Source organism: Kitasatospora sp. NBC_01287, from assembly GCF_026340565.1.
GTDB lineage: Bacteria > Actinomycetota > Actinomycetes > Streptomycetales > Streptomycetaceae > Kitasatospora.
This window is the reverse complement of record NZ_JAPEPB010000001.1, coordinates 1,142,372-1,163,236: the sequence shown is the minus strand read 5'-3', so window position 1 is coordinate 1,163,236 and position 20,865 is coordinate 1,142,372. Positions and strand designations below refer to the sequence as shown.

Genomic DNA, 20,865 nt, shown 5'->3' with positions numbered 1-20,865 from the left:
ACCGTCCTCTACGGGGTCTGATCTCTGAACTGCGCGCTCCGGGCCGCCCTGGTGCTCGGAGTCGTGAAGACGAGGCTGAGGTTGTGCCCGCCGAAGGCGAAGGAGTTCGACAGGACGGCGGAGAGGCCGCGCGGGCTGCGCGGGCTGGGAGAGCCGGGCGGGTTGGGCGGGCTGCTGGGCTGGTCGGCGTTCTGGTCGCTGTTCTGGTCGGTGCGCTGGTCGGTGCGCTGGTCGGTTCGCTGACGATCCGTCAGCGCGACGTGGTTCAGCTCGCATTCGGGGTCTGGGTCGTCCAGGTTGAGGGTGGGCGGCGGCGTGCCGGTGGTGAGCGCCAGGATGCTGACCACCGACTCCACCGCGCCGGCCGCGCCCAGCAGGTGGCCGGTGGCGCCCTTGGTGGAGCTGACCCGCGGGCCCGAATCGCCGAAGACGGCACGCAGCGCCGCCGTCTCGGCCCGGTCGCCGAGCTTGGTGCCGGTGCCGTGCGCGTTCACGTAGCCGATGTCGGCCGGCTCCAGGCCGGCGGAGGCGAGCGCGGCGCGCATCGAGTCCGCGGCGCCCTCGCCGTCGGGCCGGGGCATGGTGGGATGGTGCGCGTCGGTGCTGGCGCCCCAGCCCGCGAGGTCGGCGTGGGCCGCCGCACCGCGCGCGTCGGCGAACTCGGCCCGCTCCACCACCAGCACCCCGGCGCCCTCGCCCAGCACGAAGCCGTTGCGGCGCCGGTCGAAGGGCCGGCTGGCGAGCTCCGGATCGTCCCAACCCGAGGCCAGCGCACGGGCGTTGCTGAAGGCGGCGGCGATCGTGGGGTGCAGCGAGGACTCGGCGCCGCCGCAGACCACCACGTCCGCCTCGCCACCCCGGATCAGCCGCAGCGCCTCGGCGACCGACTGGGCACCGGCCGAGCAGGCCGTCACGATCGACGAACTGTAGCCCCGGATACCGTACTTGATCGCGATCCGGGCGGCCGCCATGTTGGAGAGCATGCCCGGCAGCAGGTACGGGCTGACGCCGGTGCGGCCGCGCTCCAGCCGGGCGTGCGAGTGCTGCTCGAAGGTCTGCAGCCCGCCGCCGCCGGTGGAGACGACCACCGCGACCCGGCGCGGGTCCACGTCCCGCCCGACCACCAGGCCGGCGTCGGCGAGCGCGTCGTCGGCCGCCGCGAGGGCGAGCAGCACGAAGCGGTCCACCGCCTTGGTCTCGGTGCGCGGGAGCACCTCCAACGGGTCGATCCAGGGGGCGATCCCGGCGGCCTCCAGCCAGCCGGCGACCGCGTGGTCGGCCGGCGGGCGGATGAGCCCGGAGCGGCCGGCCAGCAGCGCGCCGTAGAACTCCTCGGGTTTGCGGCCCAGTGGAGAGACCAGGCCCAGGCCGGTGACGACGGCGCTCATCGGGCCGCTCCGGCGGGCTGCTCGGGCTGCTCGGGCGCCGGCCGGGCGGCTGCTGGGCTGTTTGCCGGGGCGGCTGCTGGAGCGGCTGTCGGGGCGGCTGTCGGGGCGGCCGTGCTCGCGGTGTGCTGGGCCAGGTGGCGTTCGCGGAGCAGCACCTTGCGGACCTTGCCGGTGGGGCCGAGCGGGATGTCCGCCTCGTCCACCGCGATCACCCGGCGCAGGGTGGCGGCAACGGCCTCCTCCAGGAGCGCCGTCACCTCCTTGGTGCGGTCCCGCTCCCGGTCGGCGCCCGCGGCCAGTTGCAGCAGCACGTCGGTCACCACCCGCGCGCCGTCGCGCACCGCGACCACCGTGCAGTCCAGCACGTCCGGGCAGCCGGCCAGCACCCGCTCCTCGGACATCGCGGTGAAGAGCCTCTTCCCGTCGCCGAGTTCGACCGAGTCCACCGCCCGGTCCACGTGGTAGTAGAAGCCCGCCTCGTCCCGGTAGACCAGGTCCCCGGTGAGGAAGTAACCGCGCAGCCTGGTGCGGTAGGTGGTCACCGAGTCGTTCCAGTAACCCAGTGCCAGGGTGGGAGACTTGGTGCCCAGCTCGCCCACCTGGCCGGGCCCGAGCGCCGCGCCGTCGGGGTCGAGCACCACGCAGTCCACGAAGGAGTGTGGCTTGCCGACGCAGCGGCCGTAGTGGGCGCTCTCCTTGGTGTGGGTGATGTGGAAGTGCGAGTGGCCCATCTCGGTGGAGCCGAGCCCGTCGACGAAGGCGGAGCCGCTCTGCCGCTCGCGCTTGCCGGCCACCAGCGTCTCGCGGCTGCCCTGCGCGACCAGCCGGCGGATGTGCGCCTCGTGCGCGCAGTCGCCGGTGTTCCACCAGAGCGCCACCGAGGAGAGGTCCCGTCGCGCCAGATCGTGCCGGGCCAGGTCCGACCAGGTGGCGGCGAAGCCGAACACCCCGTGCGGGCGGTAGCGCTCGATCGCGGTGAGCACCGCCTCGCCGCTCTGCGCGGAGATCAGGGCGATCTCGGCGTGCGCGCTGAGCGCGAGGTTGAGCGCTATCAGCGTTGCGGCGTGGGCGGCGGGCAGCGCGCTGAGCATCCGGTCGGAGCCCTGTGGACGGGGCAGCGCCAGCCGGTAGCGGATCGCCGCGTAGAGACCGCGGTGCGAGTGGGCGACGGCCTTGGGCAGGCCGGTGGTGCCCGAGGAGTGGGTGATCGCGACCGGGTCCTCGGCGGTGAAGCGGTAGGCCGGCGGGGCGGCCTGCGCGTCGCCGGCGCCCAGCTCGGCCGGGTCGGCCAGCAGCGGGGTGCCGGTGTCCTGCCCGGCGAGCGTCGCCTGGTGCTCCTGGTCGGCCAGCAGGCCCACCGCGCGCAGCCGTTGGATGTAGATCGCGGCCTTCGCCGGCTCCAGCCGCGGGTTGACCAGGGCCGGGATCGCACCCAGCCGGGTGAGCGCGAGGAAGGCGAGCACCTGGTCGGCGGCCGCGGTCGCCCAGACCGCCACCGGGTCGCGGGGACGGACCCCGAGGGCGGCGAGCGCGGCGGCCCTGGCGCGCACCAGGGTGTCCAACTCCCGGACGGAGAACGCTTGCCAGGCGGGGTGGCCGTCGACCTCGGTGTCGAAGGTCAGCATCGGCTCGTCCAGGCCGACGCCCAGGGCGATGCGGGCCGGGAGCACGCTTCCGGCGCCGACTTCGAGGTCGGCGGCGAGTTTGGCACGAATCTGACGGACAGTCACGCTCGGTTGTCCCTTTCCTCTTCCTGGCCGCGGTCGGCGGTGCGTGGGGTACGTGGGGTACGTGGGTACCGCCGGCGGCTACCAGCTAGCTGTGCTCGGGGGAGGTGCGGTGGGGCGCGTGCATGTGGTCGGCGGGTGCGTGCTCGGTGGGGGCGACCAGGAGTGCCACCGCCTGCTCCGGCGCGCCGGACTCCTCGCTCTGCTCGGCGACCACCACCAGCACGTGGCCGGCCTCACCGTCGGCGAGCAGCCGGGCGGCGCAGCCGAGCGCGTCGGCCAGCACCGCCGCCGGGTCGCCCGCGGGCGGGGCGGTGCAGATGATCGGTCCGGTCAGCCCCCAGCGGGCGGCGACCTGCCCGGCCACGGCGTTCGGGTTGGACTGGTAGAAGAGCAACGGCGGTACCGCGCGGCCCTCGGCCAGGGCCGCGGTGACCAGCCGCGGGGTGAGGGTGTCGCCCCGGGTGCTGGCCAGCACCACGCCGGTGCGCGCGGGGGCCGGCAGGCGCAGGTCGCGCAGGCAGCGCGCGGCCACCTCGGCGACCAGCGGGTTGAAGCCCGCCTGCACGAACCCCGGCAGCGGTGGCACGGTGTCGCCCGGGTGCTCGGGCCAGTGGGCACGGGCCGACACGGCCAGGCCGAGCCGGCCGGCGCTGAGCTGTTCGGCGCTCAAGTGGTCGCTGCTGGGTCGTTCGGTGCTGGGTCGTTCGGTGCTGGGCTGTTCGGTGCTGGGCTGTTCGGTGCTGGGCTGTTCGGTGCTGGGCTGTTCGGTGCTGGGCTGTCCGGTGCTGAGCTGCGCGGTGGGCTCCTGCTCCTGCGATTCGACGGCCAGGCTCATGCCGCGCCCACCAGCAGCGCCGTGTTCGCCCCGCCGAACGCCGAGTTGAGGCTCAGCGCGTAGCGGGCCCGGGTCGGGCGCGGCGCGCCGAGCACCAGGTCGAGGTCGGCGAAGTCCGGCTCGGGGGCCTGGTGGCCGCCCTGCACCGGTAGTAGCCCGGCCGACAACGCGCCGATGGTGATGACCAGTTCGAGCAGTGCCGAGCCTTCGAGCGCGTGCCCGTGCGCCCCCTTGCTGGAGCTCACCGGCAGCTCGCCCAGCCGCTCGCCGAAGACGGCGCGAAGCGCCGCCACTTCGGAAGGGTCGCCGAGCACCGAGCCGTTGGCGTTGGCGTTGACGTATCCCACCTCGGCGGGGGCCACCTGGGCCCGGTCCAGCGCCGCCGTGATCGCCCGGGTCAGACCCGAGCCGAGGGGGTCGGGGCGCACCACGTGGTACGCGTCCCCGGCCCGCCCCCAGCCCGCGAGTTCGGCCAGGGCCGGCGCCCCGCGCTCGGCCGCGAGGTCGGCCGCCTCTAGCACCACGGCTGCCACCCCGTCGCCGAGCAGCACGCCTTGCCGGTCCTGGCTGAACGGGCGCACCGCGCCGTCGCGGGCCAGCGCCCGCCCGGCGTCGAAGAGCGCGAACTGCACCGGCTCGACCAGGTAGCCGGCCGCGACCACGACCCGGTCCAGCTGCCCCGAGGCGATCCGTGCGGCGGCGTCCGCCACGGCGGTGCTGGCGGCCACGCAGGCGGTGGTGTAGATCCGCTCGGTGCCCGCCAGTCCGGTACGGGCGGCCAACACTCTTGAGAGCGGCCCACTTTCGGTCGCCTGGTCGCTGTGCGCGGCCAGCAGCAGCGGGCAGTCGACCAGTTCACCCGCGCTCAGGCCGGCCTGGGCCAGCGCCCGCTCAACCGAGCCGGCCAGTTCGTCGAGCAGCGAGCCGGCGCCGTCCAGCAGTGCGGCCCGGTGCACCCGTCGTCCTACCGTGGTGAACCGTTCCACCTTGCCGAACGCGGCTGTGCCGTATACGATCTGACTGAAGGTCGGCTCAAGCCCGCGACCGTGTGCCGAGAGCGCGTCCGTACCGGTCGCCACAACCCGCCGGGCGGCGGGCCATGGCGACCTCGGGTCACGCATCACCGGAGCGGTCGGCCAGGGCGTCGTGCAACACCTCGATGGCGCCGGTCACTGTGTGCATCCGGTCGAGCTCGGCGTCGGCCAGGTCGAGGAGTACCGCGTAGCGCTGCTCCACCTCGCTGATCAGCCAGGTCAGTTCGAGCGAGCCGACCGACTCGTCCACCATGCTGGGGTCCCGGTCGCCGAAGGTCGCCAGGATGGCGACCACCTCCGCGCGATCCGGGGGCGGCAGGTCGCTCATTCCGCCGCGACCTCGGTGGGCACGGCGATGCGGTCGGCCAGGGTGGCGGCGAACTCGCCGAGGTTCAGGGTGGCGAGGGTCTCCATGTCCTCGTCGCTGAACTTGATCCCGTACTCGTCCTCCAGCTGCACCGTCAGGTCGGCCAGTGCCAAGGACTCCAGGTCGAGCCCGGCGGGGCCGAGGTCGGTTGCGTCGGTGACGTCCTCGACGTCGTAGTTCATCTCGCGCAGGGCCTGGACGATGAACCGGCTGATCTGGTCTCTCACGGTGCTGCTCCTTCGTCGTGCGTGGGGCTGACGTGCGGTCAAGCCGTGCGGAAGCACCCGGAGGGTAGGCCGGGTGTCAGTGCGAACGCGCGGGACGGAGCGGCGAGTTGGTCGCCGTCGGTCCGGGTGGGCGTCCGGGCGCAGGGAGGCGTGCCGGATAGGTGCAGGGGAGCTGGAGAGGTGCTGGGAGGTGCTGGTGGGGCGGTGAGGTGTGCTGGGAGGTGCTGGTCGGACGGTGGGGCGGTGGGGTGCGCTGGGCGGTGCTGGTCGGGCGGCCTGGGCGTGCCGTCAGGCGCCGGCGTGCTGGGCGGCCGCGTACTCGGTGACGGCTCGGCGCAGTGCGACCGGGTCGCGCAGGGCCTTGCCGGTGGCGGTGCGGGGCAGGCTCGGCAGCACGTGCAGCTGCCTCGGCCGCTTGTAGGCGGCCAACTCCTGGGCCAGTTCGGCCTGGACAGCCTCCGCCGTGGTGTCCCGCAGTGCCAGGTAGGCGTTGATCCCGCCGTCGTGGATGACGACGGCCTCGGTCACGCCGGGCACGGCGGCCACCGTGCGCTCGACCTCGGTGAGGTCCACCTTCAGGCCGCCGATCGCCACTTGGGAGTCGAGTCGCCCGAGGATGGTGGCCAGGCCGGTGGCCGGGTCGACAGCGGCGGCGTCCCGGGTGTGCAGCCACCCCTCGTCCCAGCGGGTCGGATCGCTGAGCCCGAGGTAGGGCGACGCCGGTGCCGCGATGAGCAGTTCGCCCTCGCGCACCCGCAGTTCCATGCCGTGTGCGGGTTCCACGGCCGGATAGTGATGCCCCGTCAGGTCAGTTGCGATCATACCCAGTTCGGTCATCCCGAACATGGTTCCGAGCGGTACGCCGAAGCGCGCGGTGAACGCCTGGGCCAGTCCGGGGCGGGTCAGCTCGCCGGCGACGATCATCCGGCGCAGTCGCTCCGGTCGCTCGTCGCCCGGCAGTGCCGACAGCAGCTCGGCGTAGAACGGCACGCCGAGCACGGTGGTCGGCCGGTCGCCGGCCGCCACCGCCTGCAGGATGCCGGCGCCGGTCAGCCGTTCGGGGAAATGCAGTTGGACGCCGGCGTGCAGGCCCTGCAGCAGTCCGCCCACGAGCCCGAGGACGTGGACGGCGGAGGCCAGCAGCACCACGCGCTCGCCCCGCCGCGGATAGTCCGGCAGCCGGTCGTAGCGGTCGAGCTCCCGGACCAGCGAGTCCGAGGTCCTGGCGATCACCTTGCTCGGACCGGTGGAGCCCGAACTGAGTTGGATCAAGCAGTGCTCACTCGCCGCGGCCTGACCCTGCGGGCGTGAAGCGAGCACCGTCTCGATCTCGGTGTAGCCGCGCATGGCGGCGCCGCCGGACGTCTTCGCCGCGACCACGAGTTGCGGATCGAGGCGGTCCAGCGCCCGCGCGACCTCGGCCTCGGTGAGCCGGTGGTCGAGCAGGCTGACCTGCGCGCCCAGGCGCCAGGCCGCGAGGAGGACGGCGACGTAGCCGAGCGAGGGCGGCAGCCGCAGACTGACGGTGCCACCCGGTTCGAGCCCGGCGTTGGACAGCCGGAGCTGTTGCTCGTCCACCAGGTCGAACAGTTCGCCCCGAAGTACGGTCCGGCCCAGGTGCAGGCACGGCTCGCCCGGATCGCCGGCGAGTAGGTAGTGGTCGACCCAGTCGCCGGGCGACGGCTGGGCTAAGTGTCTCGGGAGGTTGGAAACCGACAACGCGACTCCCAGTTGGGGGGGTTGCGAGAAGTAGATGTGAAGAATGGTCATGCGGTCCCCGTGCCGTGAGACTCCCACAGCGCTCGATCCAGGGTCAAGGCTCTCGTGATGAGGATCGATCAAAACCTGAACTGAGATGGACGGCAGCCTGTCTCCCATGGCCCGACCACCGATTGGATCAGGCCACGGTGGCGAAGTCGGTGAACCGGGGACGGGTGCGGATGATCTGTTCCATAGTCAGGCGGCTGTGCGGGAGCTCGTGTTGATGTTCACCGTTGCCGCCCGGACGGAAGGAGTTCGAAGGTACCGGCCGCGCGTCGCGGTGGGTGCGGCGTGCGTGGCGGTGGGTGCGACGTGCGTGGCGGTGGATGGCGGTGGTGATGGTCGCGGGAGGTGGAGGGCGGCGGCGAGCGGCTCGGGTCGGCTCGGCTCGGGTCGGCGACCGAGGCGGTGACGGACCGTCAGCAATCAGGGGTCAGCCCGAGGTGGTGCCGCGGCTCACCCGCAGGGCCCATCCCACCAGCGGCACCTGGATCGGCAGCCGGGCGAGCGCCGCGGCGCGCAGCGGGGCCGGGCGGTGGCGCCAGTCGTACGCCATCTTCACGTTGGCCGGAAATACACCGACGAAGAGACCCGCCGCCGCCAGCGCGCCCAGCCGCCGGGTGCGCGGTGCCACGACGGCGGCCCCGATCGCGAGCTCGGCCACACCGCTGGCATACGTCCAGCTCCGCGGGCTGCCGGGCAGCGTGCGGGGCACCACCGCGTCGTAGAACCTGGGCGCGGCGAAGTGGGTGACGCCGGCCGCGATCAGCAGGCCGCCGAGCGCCCGGGCGGAGCGCTGCGTGGAAGCGGGCATGGCGTGCTCCAGGGGTGGCGGTCCGGTGCGGGCGGGTCGGAGGGGACCGCCGCAGGGTTCGTTACCGGAGAGTAGCCTCTCGCGCCCATCGACGGAACCCCGCTCAGTCGGTCGGTGCCGCGCTCTGTGCGGCGCGGTCGCCGAACTCGTCCAGCGCCTCGTCCACGATGGCGGTCAGGCGGGCGTGGTGGGCGCCGCGCCAGTAGACCTGGCCGCAGTCGGCGCAGCGGGCGAACGTGTCGTACGAGCGTTCGGTGCCGTCGTGCAGCCGCTCGTGCACGGCCTCCTTGGCGGTCGCGCGCAGCGTTCCGTTGCACGCCGTGCAGCGGGTCCACGGCGCCAGCGGTGGCGCGAACCGCGAGAGCACGTCCCGCAGTTGCTCGGCCGGCCGGTGGCTGTACACGTACCCGCCCGCCCACAGCTCGCGGCGGCGCAGCAGCCCGCGGTCGCGCGAGAGCAGCACCCGCTGCTCGGCCGCCGAGCGGGCGGCGAGGGCCGCGTCCCCGATGTCCGGATTCTCATAGGCGGCGTCGACCCCCAGCAGCCGCAGCCGGCGGGCCAGGGTGCCGAGGTGCACGTCGAGCAGGAAGCGCACCGCCCCGGGCACCGCCTGCGGCCGCGTCACGGGCTGGACGTCGATCCGGTCGCCGTCCTTCGGCAGGTGCCCGGGCGCCACCGGGCGTCCGTCGGCGAGCAGCGCGCCCACCTCGGTCAGCGGCACGCCGAGCGACTCCACGACATGCCCGAGCGTCGAGGCGCCGTCGGTGCGGACCGCGGCGTGCTCCGCCTGGCGCCGCCCGGCGGCGAGGAACAGCCGCAGCTCGGGCGCGACGGTCAGCGAGATCTCGGGCTTGCGCACACTCTCCACCTGGCCAGCATGCCAGCGCGTGCCGACGCGGGGCGAATGGTTTGCGGCTCGGGCTGGGCCCGACCCAGGTCCGGCCAAGGCCCGGCCAAGGCCACGGCCAAGGCTCAGCCCACTCGCCCCCAGGCGGTGATCAGCGGTGCGGTGGTGACGTCCAGTTGGTCGGCGGCCTCGGCCGGGCGCTGCTGCTCGTGCTCCACCTCCCCGAGGTGGGCGAGGTGCCGCTCGATCTCCGCCGCGGTGGCCAGCCCGCCGGTGATCAACTGCTCGCGCAGCTGACGCACCGTCGCCGCCTCCAGGGCGCGGCAGGCCGGTGAGGTGACCGGGAAGTACCCCTCCGCCCGCACCTCGCGCACCCCCGCCTCGCGCAGCAGCCCCGGCAGCGTGCGCCCGAAGGCCAGGTCGACGCCGCGCTCGGCCAGCAGCGCGCGGAAGCCGCGCCGGATCCGGTTGGCCAGCTCCTGCGCCGGCCCGCGCTCGTCCGGGCAGGCGAGCGGCTGGAGCGCCGGATCCGCGTCCTCCACCACCAGCCAGCCGCCCGGCCGCACGGCGGCCGCCAGTCGCCGCAGCACCTCGACCCGCTCCGGCAGGTGCACCAGCAGGAGCCGGGTGTGCACCAGGTCGAACTGTTCGGCGGGCGGTTCGTCCCGTACGACGTCGTGACGGCGGACCTCGATCGGCGCGCCGGGTGCTCCTGCTTGCGCTGCTTGCGATGCTTGCCCTGTCAGGCCCGCCAGCCAGGAGGTGTCGAGGTCGGTGGCCAGGATCCGTCCAGCCGGTCCGACCCGCTCCGCGAGCGCGCGCGGCAGCGCGGGGCCGCCCGCGCCGACCTCCCAGCAGCTCCAGCCGTCCACCGGCCCCAACCGGTCCAGGTGCTCCAGCGTCCACGGGTCGAAGAGCTCGCCGATCGCGGCGAAGCGCTGACCCGCCTCGCGTCGGCGGTTGTCGAGCAGGTAGGCGCCGGCGGCCTCGGTGTCGTGTGTCATGCCGCCATCCTGGCACTCTTCATCTGACACACCGTCAGGCCGGTCGGATCCGCCGCCGACGCCCTCGGCCCGGTACCGTGCCGCTATGCGAATCGTCATCGCCGGAGGCCACGGTCAGATCGCGCTCCACCTGGAGCGCCGGCTCGCCGCGCGCGGCGACCGCCCGGTGGGCCTCATCCGCCGCTCGGCCCAGGCCGACGCGCTGCGTGACCACGGTGCCGAGCCGGTGGTCTTCGACCTCGAAGCGGCCACCCCCGAGCAACTCGCCGTCGTCCTCGACCGAGCCGACGCGGTCGTCTTCGCCGCCGGTGCCGGCGCGGGCAGCGGCGCCGCCCGCAAGGACACCGTCGACCGGGCCGGCGCCGTCCTGCTCGCCGACGCCGCCGAGCTGGCCGGCGTCCACCGCTACGTCCTGCTCTCCTCGATGGGTGCCGACGCCCAGGCCCCCGACGGCACGGACCCGGTCTTCGGCGCCTACCTGCGCGCGAAGGGCGCCGCCGACGACGACCTGCGCTCACGCACCGCCCTGCACTGGACGGTGCTGCGCCCCGGCCGCCTGACCGACTCCCCCGCCACCGGCCGGGTCAAGCTCGCCGACTCCACCGGCCCCGGCGCCGTCCCCCGCGAGGACGTGGCAGCGGTGCTGGCCGCCCTGCTCAGCGACCCGGCACCCCTGGTGGGGCGCACGGTGGAGCTGGTGGCCGGCCCGGACGCCGTGGCGGCGGCGGTCGCGGGGGCTTGAGGGGGCACTGTCCCCGGTCGGAGGCAGAGGCGCGCGTCGGCGTCGCCGGCAGTGCTGCTGGAGGCAGGGCGGCTCGCCAGGTCGTCAGTGGCCCGAGCGGAGGCGGCCGCAGGCGGGTGCGTGCTGGCGCCCGGAGACCACGCGGCTGCTACGGCGCGACGGGGTCAGCCGTGCGGGCGTGAGGAGCAGCCGGCCGGGTCGGACGAGCGCGGCCGACCGATCTGATCAACCCCGCAGGCGCGGGGAGCAGGCCGACCCAGAGGGCGAGCAGCCCTGGGTGAGGGGATCAACCCCGCATGCGCGGGGAGCAGAGTCGGTGAGCTGGGCGATTGTCAGGTCGAGGTGGTGGGGCGTGGAACTTCTGTCGACTCGGGCATAGCGGGCAAAAGGGAACTACCGCCCACCGAACCGCCGCCGCTTCGATGCCTTGCTCCAGCCCCTGGCGCCCGTGTCCGCCAGCGGGCTGGGCCGGTTGGTGGGGCGGCGGATCAGGGTGAGGCCCTCGTGGGTGACGGGGTGCCATTTGTGGTCGTGGGATTCGAAGGCGAAGCCCTGCTCGGTGTTGGTGGTGTAGGTGAGCAGGGCTCGCCCGTTGGCGGTGTACTGCTTCACCTCCTGCCAGAGGATGTCGCGGATCCGGGCGGAGGGGTTGCCCACGAAGACGCCGGGTGAGATCTCCAGTAGCCAGCGGGTGAGCAGGCCGCGCAGTCCTGCGGGGCAGTTGGTGAGCACGATCGTGATCACCGGTCGGCCCCATCGCTGTAGTTGCGGCCGCCTGGCACGGTTCGCCCTCGATCGGTCTGGAGTTCCACCCGGTCCGACTCGTCCGCCCCATCAAAGGCGTTCTCGGCTTCCTCGGCGTCCAGCGCGTCGACCAGGGCCACCGCGTCGTCAGCGGTGGCCGCAGCCTCCGTACCGTCCTTCTCCTGTCTCGCGTACGGTGCGAGCAGCCGCTTGATGTCGTCGACGCAGCGGTCCAGCAGGCCGGTGGTGCGGATCCGCTCCCGCAAGGCGCGGCGGGTGCGGGAGGCGATGTCGTCGGGGCCCTCCAGGGCCGCGTCGAAGGCGGCCGGGATGCCGACCTCGGTCTTGTACAGGTCGGCCACGTCGAGGACGAACGACAGTTCGTGGCCGGAGTGAACGAAGCCCAAAGCAGGCGAGCAGCCGAGGGCGCCAACGACGGCGTGGGCGATCCCGTACAGGCACTGGGCGGCTGCGGTGACGGCCTGGTTGGGTGCGTCTCCGGAGGCGAAGTCGCCGGGGACGTAGTGCCGACCGCTCCACCGGACGCCGGTGCGCAGCGACTCTCGCCGGTAGGCTTCCTTGACCCGTTGGCCCTCGTGGCCCAGGAGTTCGAGGCGGGTGAGTCCGGAGGGGTCCTCGTCGGGGTAGCGGGTGCGGTACATCGCGCGGGCGACGTCGAGGCGGCTGCGCCGGTTGGCCCAGGCGGTGGCCTGGGCCTCGGCGAGGGCGGCGGACCGGGTCAGGGCCCGGCCCGCCGCGTAGTAGCGGACGCCGTTCTCGCCCACCCAGACCACGCCGGCGCCACACTCGCCCAGCACGCTCATGGCCTGGTGGGTGATGCGGGTGCCCGGGCCGAGCAGCAGGGTGCCGATGGTGGCCGACGGGATGTGGGTGGTGCCGTCGGCGTCGTCGGCGGTGATCGCGTTGGCGTCCCGGTGCACCACGCACCGTTCGAGGTAGACGAAGGACAACCGGTCGCCGACGCGAGCGAGTTCGCGCGGCGTGGACAGCCGGCGCCTGGCCGGAGTGCTCACCGTGCTCACCGCACCGGGGCGAGGGTCATCAGGCCGCAACCGTAGGCCTTGGCCTTGCCCAGCCCCGCCGTCAGCGTGCGGCGCAGGGCGTCCGGGTCGGTCACCCGCAGGCGCCCGTCGTACGTGGCGGTGACGATGGTGACCCGCCTGCGTGGGCCGCCGGGTTGGTCGGTCTTGCCGAAGTCGAGCCCGCGCTGATCGCGCACGATGAGCTGGTGTTCGTCGCCCTGTGGCAGGACGCGGCGTTCGGGCGTCGTCTCCAGGATGGCGAAGCCGCCTTCCTTCTGCCGGTCGAGCAGCCATTGCTCCTGATGACGATGTGTCAGATGTGCAGTGCGCTTTGTCGGTTCGCCTTCCTTGCGGCGGATGCTGTGCACGGGGTTGGCGGTGAGCCGGAACGACCAGGTGTCGCCAGCGGTGAGCTTGGTCAGGAAGGGCCCGTAGTCGAAGGTCTGCCAGCCGCCGCCGAGAGTGGGCCAGCCGGCCTGTTCGACCAGGTGGGTCAGGTCGGGCTGGTGCGGGCCGACAACGTAGAGCGCCACCTCGGCACGGGTGTTGTGGTCGACGCGCCACAACACGCGGGGACCGCCACCCTCGTGGGTGGGCAGCTCCGCGAAGGACGACATCACGGCGGCGTGCAGCCGTTGCGGTGAGGAGAGCAACCGCTTGGCGTCGGTGCGCGCGGTGTTGATACGGAAGCGTGTGAGGAACATCGGTCAGACCCCGTCCAGCAACTGCGTCGGATCATGGTCGGGCACGGGCACAGGCGTGGGCACAGGCGTGGGCGTGGGCGTGGGGAGGGGGGATTGCTCGTGCGGTCGCGGCAGCAGCACGCTCGCCGTGTGGACGCCGCGCAGTGCGTAGCGCCGGTGGCGCGGGTCGAAGCTGATCGGCTGATCCCGCACGGCGTCGGCGCCCGCGTGCGCGGCGGCGTGCGCGTCCCCGTCCCCGCCCTCGTCCCCCGGCTCGATCAGCAGTGTCAGCCGCAGTACGGCCTTCTGTCCGTGCTCCCGTCGGTACCAGGGGGCGGCCAGCCAGGGCTCCCGTTCCAGTACCTCCCGCAGCCCTGCGTCGTCCCGCACCCCGACATCGACCGGCCCGCTCGGCGGACACGAGCGCCGCCCCAGGTACGGCAGGTGCACGGGTGCCCGAACGGCCGCGTGCAGCGCGGCGATCAGCGAGCGTTCGCCCTCAAGCGCGGCCAGGAAGACCGCGTCCGCCAGGTAGAAGCGCTGCGACAGGGGCATCGACCGGTCGCTGTCGCCGTGGTGCGCCGTCTGCAGGTCCACGATGCGAGTGCCGGGCTGCTCGATCCGCACACCGAACCGCAGCGCGGCGAGGTCGGACAGGTCGGCGTCGCGGTCCCGCCCCTGGGCGCCGGCGAGCAGGCCGAGTACGCCGCTCTTGGTGGGGGCGGTCTCCGTGGTGCGCCGGGCGAAGCGGGCCGCCGAGCCCCAGGACTGCAGCGGTCCGGCCAGTCGGAGGACGAGAACGCTCATCCACGCCGCTCCGTGCGGCCCGCCATGGTCGCGGCAGGCGTCGCCGCCCCGGTCCCGGCAATGGTCTCGGCAACGGCGGCGCCGACTGCCGAGCCGACCGCCTGCACCAGCTCCGGCAAGTTGACCTCGGTACCCAGGGAGGCGAGTTGCTCGGTATCGGTCCCGACCCGCAGCACCCAGCTGCCGCCCCCGCTCTCCGCGCCGTAGGCTCGCTCCAGTGTCGGCACGAACGCCGCCAGCCTCGCGCTGGCCGCCGCGACATGGCCGCCGCTCCGGCCCGCCTGCACCGGCTCCTCGAAGGCACCGACGAAGCTGATCGGCCGCGACGAGCGCAACTTGACGATTACCGCGTCCGGCAGGGTGTGATTGCCGAAGGTGTTGATCTTCCCGGTCGGGATCGAGGCGACGAAGCCCTCGACGAACGCTTCGACCGCGCGCCGCACGGACGTCGCCGCCGACTCGTCGGTCACCGGCCCCTTGCTGAGGTTGCGGTACAGCTGGTCCACGTCGAGTGCGGCATAGCGGTAGAGCGTCGCTGAGTTGAACTCGACCGTGCCGATCATGCCGGCCCCGGGCTCGGCCTCGCTGTTCCGGTCGTCCACGGCGGTGTAGTAGTCCGACTCGGTCTCCGCGGCGTGGACGCTGATCGCGTGCGCCACCTGCGCCGCGGCGTCGACGTTGATGTCGGTGGCGTCCGCGACCATCCGGCCGAACAGGGCGATGTCCACCGAGTGCCGGGTGTCAGCGAGTTGGCGGGCCTGGGCCCTGTTGTCCTTCTCCTTGAGGAAGGCCTTGCTGTCCCCGCTCTTCACCGCCTCGGCCGCGAGCTGTGCCAGGGCGTCGAGTTGACGGGAGCTCAGGAACATCAGATACGAGGACTCGGGGGCTGGATCCGGCGCGCCGGCCTTCTCCTTGGCCGCGTTCGCCTTGCGGCGGGGCGGCTCGATCTTCGCGCCGGTGGCGGCGATCAGTGTGTCGGCGGCCAGTGCGAGTGCCTCGGCGCCCTCCGTCGTCGGGCTCAGCGCGGTGATCCGCTCAGCCAGGGCCTCGGCCACCTTCTTTGTCCGGACGCCGAGTTCACTGGGATCGAGCAGCTCGGCGAAGGCCTGCCGGGTGGCGCGCTTCCAGGCCTGGCTGGAGACCCGGGCGCGGCGCACCCCGCCGTAGATGGCGGTCTTCGGTGAGCCGGTGTCGTCCCGGTTCAGGTTGCTCGGCGGCACGGTCTGGAGGATGTGGACATCGAGGATGGTCCGGGTCACGAGGCGTCCTTGTCGGCGGTGGCGGTGGCGGTGGCGGTGGCGGTGGTGGCGGTGGAGTTGGAGGCGGTGGGGTCGGTTGGGTCGGTGGGATCGGCTGAGGTGCTCTCGGAAGTGCCGGTTGCGGAGGCTTGGTCGCCGGACCAGGCGGCGTGGAAGCTGTGCCCCCAGGCGCGGCGCACCGCAGTGCGGCCGTCAGGCCGCTGCCACTGGAAGAGCTGGTCGGCGAGCACGCCGTAGTCGAGCGGGATCCCGTCACCACGCCGGAGCAGCAGCACGATCTCGCGCAGCCGCTGGCTGAGCAGGTCGAAGGAGGACGAGGAGCCGAGCCGCACGAAGCGCATCCGGACAGCCTCGTCGATGTCGTTGGTCGGCATCAGCCGACGGACCGCGCCGCCGAGTTGCCAGCCGCCGCGTCGGTGCATGCCGGACTCGCGGTGCGCCTGCTGGTGCAGCGCCCAGAGGGTGATGGCGGCATGGAACGCGTTCTCCGCCTCCTCGGCGGCCGCGCCTCTCAACGCCTGCTCCTGGTAGAGCCGTTCCATGCCCGTGACGCCCCACAGGTCGACGGCCTCCGCCACGGACCGGCCGGCGCCGCGGCGGATCCGGGCCACGGCGGAGACGGCGTCGGCACGGTCCTCGCGGTAGCCGCGCTGGAGTTCGCGGATGTGCGGCTCGACGGCGGTGCCCACCAGGCCCAGCTTCCGTTGGTCGGTGGGGGGACGGGTGTCAGTGGTGGTCATTCCTCAGCCTTCTGGTCGCTTTGGCCGCTCTGGCCGTTGTGCTCGCTCGGCATGCTGCGCGCGCTGCCTTCGTCTTGCTCGTGGTGGTTGCGCGGCTTGTCGCCGTTCATCCGCTCATCGGCAACGGCTGCGGGCAGTAAGCGGTTCAGCCGCCCGCGGAACCGCAGCAGCGCGCGACTGTCGTCGAGCCAGGAGCGGCCGCCCTTGGCGTCGGTCACCACCCGCCCTTCGCAAGCGGCTTGCGGGGCCGCATCGGCCAGCTCGCGCCCGGTGCTGCCGAGCAGGCGGTGCACGGTGCGCTGCCACTCCTGCCGGGCCTCGGCCGGGTCGGCGCTGCGACCCAGTTCGGCCAGCCACTGCCGGTACGGCCCGTCGAGCAGGCCGAACCCGAGGTCCAGGGCGCGGTTCTGCGGCGGGTCCTGGGCGGAGCCGGCTGCCTCGGCGAGGTCGGACGCCAGTCGGCCCAGCGCCCGGACGGCGCTGTCGGCGTCCGCGACCGCGTCGATCGCCGCGGCGGCGTAGCGGTGGTCGTGCTCGTGGAGCAGGACCACGGCGAGGGCGAGGCCGTCGTCGACCACGTCATCGATCACCGACTGCTGGGTCCCGTACGCCGCACCGATGATGCGCGCCCTGATCAACTTGCGAGCGGGCAGCACCCGCTCGGTCGTCAACCGGGCCACCCAGTCCAGCACCCGCGGGCGCAGGAAGGTGGCGGCCTCCGCGCGCTGCTCGGGCAGGTGCTCGGCCTCGGCGGTCAGCAGCGCCGCCAGGCCGCGCCAGGCCGCCCGAGCCGGGTCGTGCTCGCGCGGCAGGTACACCGGTACCTCGCCGAGCTTCCTCTCCTGAGCCGGGCTGCGCCGCCACCCGGTCATCGGCTCCAGCGCGAACCGGTTGCGCGGGCTGAGCGGATCGCCGTAGGAGAGGACGACCCCGTGCACCTGCTGCCCGTCGTGGTGCAGGCGGATGCGGCGGGACTGCCAGGTGTAGAGGTCTCTGGGGCCGGACGGTCGGCGGGCCGCCGGGTCTGCGGCGCCGGGGTCCTGGGCGGGCCCGTAGGGTCCGCGGCGCCAGGCCGGGCGGTCGTCCGCCGGCCTGAACCGCAGGCCGGGCGAGTCGGCGGCCACCAGGTTGAGCAGCAGTGTCTCGCGCAGGGTGTCGCCCTCCGCCAGTACGCCGCCGAGGTTTCCGGTCCAACCCAGGCCCTGCGGATACACCTTGCCGCTCTTGGCGCGGGGGTCGCCCACGGCGGCCGACTTGATCCCCGAGGTGTCGAAGGCGTGGGCGTGCACCAGCCAGCGCGCCGCCTCCGCGAAGCCCAACCGGTCCACACCGGGCATCCGCATGGTGAGGAACGGGTCACCGTTGGGCACATCGGCGACGATCCGGTTGAGGCTCGCCACCTCGTCCTTCTCCGTGCGCAGTTCGGCCACTTGGAAGAAGGGAGTGCGCGGGTGCAGCAGGTCGAAGTGCTCCTGGTACTTCGCCAGATACGGGCCGACCGCCGTGAACGGCGCCGGGCTGTGCCAGAGCTCCTCCCAGTCCTCCAGCTCGACCGGGCCTTCGACGGCGTCGTGCAGGATCGCCAACAGGAGCCGCAGCAGCGCGAATTCCTGGGTGGGCAGATCACCGACCAGTCGACGCAGGGCGTGGGCCTCCGTGAAGACCTCGCCGAGGGAGAGCTCGGCCGTCGTGCCGTCGAGCCGCTGCACGGGCAGCCACGGCTGCGAGACCAGGTCGAAGGACGGTACGGATCGCGTGGGAGGCGCCGCGTGCGCAAGCAGCACCTGCGGCGTGGACGACTTGGACGGAACGGATGGAACGGATGGCACCTGACTCCTCTTCTTCGCGTCGGCCGACCTGACCACCAGGCCGTCGGTGACGCTGTACTGCAGCTCGTAGCCAACCAGTTGGGTCCGGCAGTCCTCGTCCAGCACCAGCACCAGCTCGCCCGCCAACTGCGGGCACTCGCGCACCTGCCAGGCGGCGACGTTCAGCTGCTCCAGCTCGTCGATCGCGCGGTCCACCACCCAGGGCTTGCTGAACTGGTAGGGCAGGCGCAGTGAACTCGCCGCCAGGGCTCGGCACGCACGCGGCGCCGGTACCGCGTCGAGCGGCAGCTCCAGCCCGCCCATCCCGCGGTCCAGCCAGGGCACGGTGGTGAGTGAGCCGTCCGCCCGCCGCTGGGCCACGAGCACTTCGAGACTCTCCTCGCCGTCGCGCACCTGGGCCCGGCCGGTGCGGGTGTCCTCCGTGTCGCCGACGCCGGCCTCGATCCAGCCGACGAGTGAGCGCCCCGGTCTGCGTACCTCGTCCAGCCGGAACACCTCGGCACGGGCGGTCTGCTCCGCGCGGGCCCGGCGGTAGTCGTCGGCGGCCCGCGCCATGGCAGCCGCCCACTCGGGCGGGCCCTCGGGGCCGTCGCCGTAGGCGCGTTGGACGAGCGGGCTGATGTCGTCCGGGAGTTGGAGGGCTGGTCCATCGGCGTGCAGCTGGGGCTGGAGGACAGCCAGCGCACGCAGCAGGGGGTGAAGGCGGTAGATGGCCACGGAGCCGCGGACGGGCGTCGGGGGCGTTGGGGGTGTCGACGGTGCCGGTGCAACTGATCCCTGGAGCGTCAGAGAAGCCGGCGATGCGCCGACCTGCCAGTCGACCCCCGTCAGCAGGCAGCGCGCGGTGCGGAGCGGCGCAGGGCGCTGGCGCTGGTGGCGGTGGAGCCGACCCAGGCGCTGCAGCAGCAGGTCGACCGGGCAGAGGTCGGTGACCAGCAGGTCGAAGTCGATGTCCAGCGACTGTTCGACGACCTGGCTCGCTACCACGATGTGCGGGCCGGCGGGTCGGGCCCCTGGGTGCGCGTCAGGACCGAACCGGCTCAGCAACTCGCTGTCCTTGCGGGCCCGGTCCAGATCGAGGAACCGGGCGTGGGCGACGGTGACGGCTGCCGCACCGAAGCGCTCCCGGAGCTGCTGAGTGGCCTCCAGCACGCGGTCCACGGTGTTGCGCACGACCAGCGCGCAGCCGCCCTCGCGCAGCTCGTGGGCCAGGCGGTCGGCGAGCTCGCCGAGGTCGTCGCTCAGTGGGTCCAGCCGGACGGCGGTGCGGCGGCCGGACGCGGCGGGTGGTTGGCGCTCGACCGGACGGCTGCTGGGGGCCACGGCGGTCAGCAGCGGGTACGCGGCGGTCGGGGGGAGCGGCACTCCGACGTACTCCGCCTGGTTGCCAGCCTCGGCCCCGGTGTACGCCTGCAGCAGGGCCTTGCGGGTCGCGGCAGGGAGGGTCGCCGAGAGCATCACCACCGGGACGCGGTAGGCGCCGAGCCAGGAGAGCACCCGCTCCAGGTAGCTGCTCATGTAGGCGTCGTAGGCGTGCACTTCGTCGATCACGACGACCTTGCCGGCCAGCGCCAGATGCCGCAGCGCCAGGTGCCGGCTCTTGAGCCCGGCGAAGAGGAGCTGGTCGACGGTGCCGACCGCGAACGAAGCGAGCATGCCCTTCTTCCGCCCGCGCAGCCATTGGTGGGCGATCAACTCGGCCTCTGCCGAACGGTTCTGCCGCCATGAGCGCGGAATCCCGCGCGGCCCGTCCGCGTCCACGGCTTCGATGCTCCGGTTTCCCGCGCGCATCAGTCCGGCGTACTCGTCCTGCAGTGCGGCCTTCGCGTGCGCCAGGTATACGGAGCGCTCACCGTCGCCCGGTAGGTGGTCCAGCCACTGGAGGAGCCGGGAGAACATCGCGTTGCTCGTCGCCCGGGTGGGCAGCGCGATGAAGCAGCCGCCCGCCCCGCTACGAGCGGCGAAGATCTCCGCCACCGCGAGGGCGGCCTCCGTCTTGCCCTCGCCCATGGGCGCCTCGATCACCATCAGGCCCGGCTCCGGCATGGTGCGCGCCAGCTCGATCGCCTGCTCCTGGACCGGCCGGGCCGTGGCACCGGGTGGTAGTGCGAAGCGGCGGGCGATCAACGTGGCCGCGGGCTCCGTGGGTTCCACCGGGCACCATCGAGGCGGCAGGTTCAGCCCGCGCCAGGCAGCGGCGATCCGGTCGGCTGAGCGCGAAGGCTGCGGGAGGGGAAGGTAGGGGAACAGCTCCGGGTTGCTGGCGATCCAGTCGGCGAGGATGACGACAGCGGTGAGCGAGACCTGCGTGGGCTGCGAGAGCTTGACCGTGCGGAGGGCGGGGAGCAGCTCGCGGATGCCGTAGTCGGCAGCGCAGGCATCCAGCAGCTCGAACTGTGTTTCGCGCCAAAGGGTTTCGCTGGGTCCGTGGGTCCGCAGCAGGTCGGGCCGCAGGTCGAGATCATGGATCTGCGAGTGGCTCGGCGGTACCCCGTGGTGCCCCCCGGCGATGACGGTGAACTGCGCCGCCCACCGCTCGGACCACCCGTTCTCCTCCACCAGCCACTCCTGCAGCAGGAGTTGCCCGGCCAACCCGTGCGGCGCCCGTCGCCGGTCCTCCCCGAACTGCCGCTGCTGCGGCATCTCCAGCCCCGCCGCCCGCATCCGGTCGGCGAGGCTCTCCACCTGGCACGCGAAGGCGGGCGTGGCCTTGCCGATGTCGTGCGTGGCGGCGAGCCAGACGACGAGGGTGCGGGCGTGGGCGCAGCTTTTGATGTCGGCTGTGTCGTCGGCCAGTTGGTTTGAAATGAGTTGACGGATGCTCAGTGGCAGCCACTCGTCCCACAGCTGTCCGGCAACGGCCGCGCTGTCCGCCAGGTGCCGCCACAGCGGGAGCCAGGTGTCGGTCGCCTGGTGATGCTTCGCCCAGACGGAGCGTGCGGCCGGGGTGAGCCGCGCCCCGAGGGCAGCGGCGTCGGCTGATCCGGTCATGGTCGGGATTCAATCGCAAG

Annotated in this window: 18 protein-coding genes; 1 reads left to right on the top strand and 17 read right to left on the bottom strand. The window is 73.2% G+C overall.

What is annotated here, in order from left to right:
• Nucleotides 1–8: 8 nt before the first annotated feature.
• The 10 genes from OG455_RS04690 to OG455_RS04645 all read right to left on the bottom strand — a co-directional run bounded on the left by OG455_RS04690 (nucleotide 9) and on the right by OG455_RS04645 (nucleotide 10,007).
• Nucleotides 9–1,388, bottom strand: coding sequence for a beta-ketoacyl synthase (locus OG455_RS04690; protein ID WP_266290498.1), 1,380 nt, complete (start codon nucleotides 1,386–1,388; stop codon nucleotides 9–11).
• A complete protein-coding gene (locus OG455_RS04685; protein ID WP_266290496.1) occupies nucleotides 1,385–3,118 on the bottom strand; it encodes a class I adenylate-forming enzyme family protein in 1,734 nt (577 codons plus the stop codon). The genes OG455_RS04690 and OG455_RS04685 overlap by 4 nt, the downstream gene beginning before the upstream one ends.
• Nucleotides 3,119–3,203: 85 nt before the next feature.
• On the bottom strand, nucleotides 3,204–3,953 hold the full coding sequence (locus tag OG455_RS04680) for a beta-ketoacyl synthase N-terminal-like domain-containing protein (RefSeq protein WP_266290494.1): 750 nt from the start codon (nucleotides 3,951–3,953) through the stop codon (nucleotides 3,204–3,206).
• Nucleotides 3,950–4,909, bottom strand: a complete 960-nt coding sequence (locus tag OG455_RS04675) for a beta-ketoacyl synthase N-terminal-like domain-containing protein (RefSeq protein WP_266290492.1) — start codon at nucleotides 4,907–4,909, stop codon at nucleotides 3,950–3,952. The genes OG455_RS04680 and OG455_RS04675 overlap by 4 nt, the downstream gene beginning before the upstream one ends.
• Nucleotides 4,910–5,066: 157 nt before the next feature.
• Nucleotides 5,067–5,315 (bottom strand): acyl carrier protein, encoded by a 249-nt coding sequence (locus OG455_RS04670; protein WP_266290490.1) that lies wholly within the window; start codon nucleotides 5,313–5,315, stop codon nucleotides 5,067–5,069.
• The gene (locus OG455_RS04665) at nucleotides 5,312–5,581 is read right to left on the bottom strand and encodes an acyl carrier protein (RefSeq protein WP_266290488.1); all 270 of its coding nucleotides are present in this window, start codon (nucleotides 5,579–5,581) and stop codon (nucleotides 5,312–5,314) included. The genes OG455_RS04670 and OG455_RS04665 overlap by 4 nt, the downstream gene beginning before the upstream one ends.
• 288 nt (nucleotides 5,582–5,869) lie before the next feature.
• Nucleotides 5,870–7,351, bottom strand: coding sequence for a class I adenylate-forming enzyme family protein (locus tag OG455_RS04660; RefSeq protein WP_266290486.1), 1,482 nt, complete (start codon nucleotides 7,349–7,351; stop codon nucleotides 5,870–5,872).
• A gap of 424 nt (nucleotides 7,352–7,775) precedes the next feature.
• Entirely contained in the window at nucleotides 7,776–8,156 is a 381-nt protein-coding gene (locus OG455_RS04655; RefSeq protein WP_266290484.1) for a MauE/DoxX family redox-associated membrane protein, read from the bottom strand.
• A 103-nt stretch (nucleotides 8,157–8,259) separates the two neighbouring features.
• The gene (locus OG455_RS04650; protein WP_266300658.1) at nucleotides 8,260–9,015 is read right to left on the bottom strand and encodes a Mut7-C RNAse domain-containing protein; all 756 of its coding nucleotides are present in this window, start codon (nucleotides 9,013–9,015) and stop codon (nucleotides 8,260–8,262) included.
• A 113-nt stretch (nucleotides 9,016–9,128) separates the two neighbouring features.
• The gene (locus tag OG455_RS04645; protein ID WP_266290482.1) at nucleotides 9,129–10,007 is read right to left on the bottom strand and encodes a class I SAM-dependent methyltransferase; all 879 of its coding nucleotides are present in this window, start codon (nucleotides 10,005–10,007) and stop codon (nucleotides 9,129–9,131) included.
• Between the two features lie 85 nt (nucleotides 10,008–10,092).
• Here OG455_RS04645 and OG455_RS04640 point away from each other — a divergent pair, with 85 nt between their 5' ends.
• Entirely contained in the window at nucleotides 10,093–10,749 is a 657-nt protein-coding gene (locus OG455_RS04640; protein WP_266290480.1) for an NAD(P)H-binding protein, read from the top strand.
• A gap of 393 nt (nucleotides 10,750–11,142) precedes the next feature.
• On the opposite strand, the gene cas2e is transcribed toward OG455_RS04640, so the two are convergent.
• From cas2e to casA, 7 genes are read right to left on the bottom strand one after another with little or no spacing between them, the layout of a single operon-like run.
• On the bottom strand, nucleotides 11,143–11,493 hold the full coding sequence (cas2e, locus tag OG455_RS04635) for a type I-E CRISPR-associated endoribonuclease Cas2e (RefSeq protein WP_266290478.1): 351 nt from the start codon (nucleotides 11,491–11,493) through the stop codon (nucleotides 11,143–11,145).
• Nucleotides 11,490–12,527 carry a type I-E CRISPR-associated endonuclease Cas1e gene (gene cas1e, locus OG455_RS04630; RefSeq protein ID WP_266290476.1) on the bottom strand — a complete coding sequence of 346 codons (1,038 nt, stop codon included), beginning with the start codon at nucleotides 12,525–12,527 and terminating at the stop codon, nucleotides 11,490–11,492. The genes cas2e and cas1e overlap by 4 nt, the downstream gene beginning before the upstream one ends.
• A gap of 5 nt (nucleotides 12,528–12,532) precedes the next feature.
• A complete protein-coding gene (cas6e, locus tag OG455_RS04625) occupies nucleotides 12,533–13,240 on the bottom strand; it encodes a type I-E CRISPR-associated protein Cas6/Cse3/CasE (RefSeq protein ID WP_266290474.1) in 708 nt (235 codons plus the stop codon).
• A gap of 3 nt (nucleotides 13,241–13,243) precedes the next feature.
• Nucleotides 13,244–14,026: a type I-E CRISPR-associated protein Cas5/CasD gene (cas5e, locus tag OG455_RS04620; protein WP_266290472.1), complete on the bottom strand. Its 783-nt coding sequence runs from the start codon at nucleotides 14,024–14,026 to the stop codon at nucleotides 13,244–13,246.
• A complete protein-coding gene (gene cas7e, locus OG455_RS04615; RefSeq protein WP_266290470.1) occupies nucleotides 14,023–15,285 on the bottom strand; it encodes a type I-E CRISPR-associated protein Cas7/Cse4/CasC in 1,263 nt (420 codons plus the stop codon). The genes cas5e and cas7e overlap by 4 nt, the downstream gene beginning before the upstream one ends.
• Complete coding sequence (casB, locus tag OG455_RS04610; protein WP_266290468.1) at nucleotides 15,282–16,025, bottom strand: type I-E CRISPR-associated protein Cse2/CasB; 744 nt, start codon at nucleotides 16,023–16,025, stop codon at nucleotides 15,282–15,284. The genes cas7e and casB overlap by 4 nt, the downstream gene beginning before the upstream one ends.
• Entirely contained in the window at nucleotides 16,022–20,845 is a 4,824-nt protein-coding gene (gene casA / locus OG455_RS04605; protein WP_266290466.1) for a type I-E CRISPR-associated protein Cse1/CasA, read from the bottom strand. Before casA ends, casB begins: the two co-directional genes overlap by 4 nt.
• Nucleotides 20,846–20,865 lie beyond the last annotated feature (20 nt).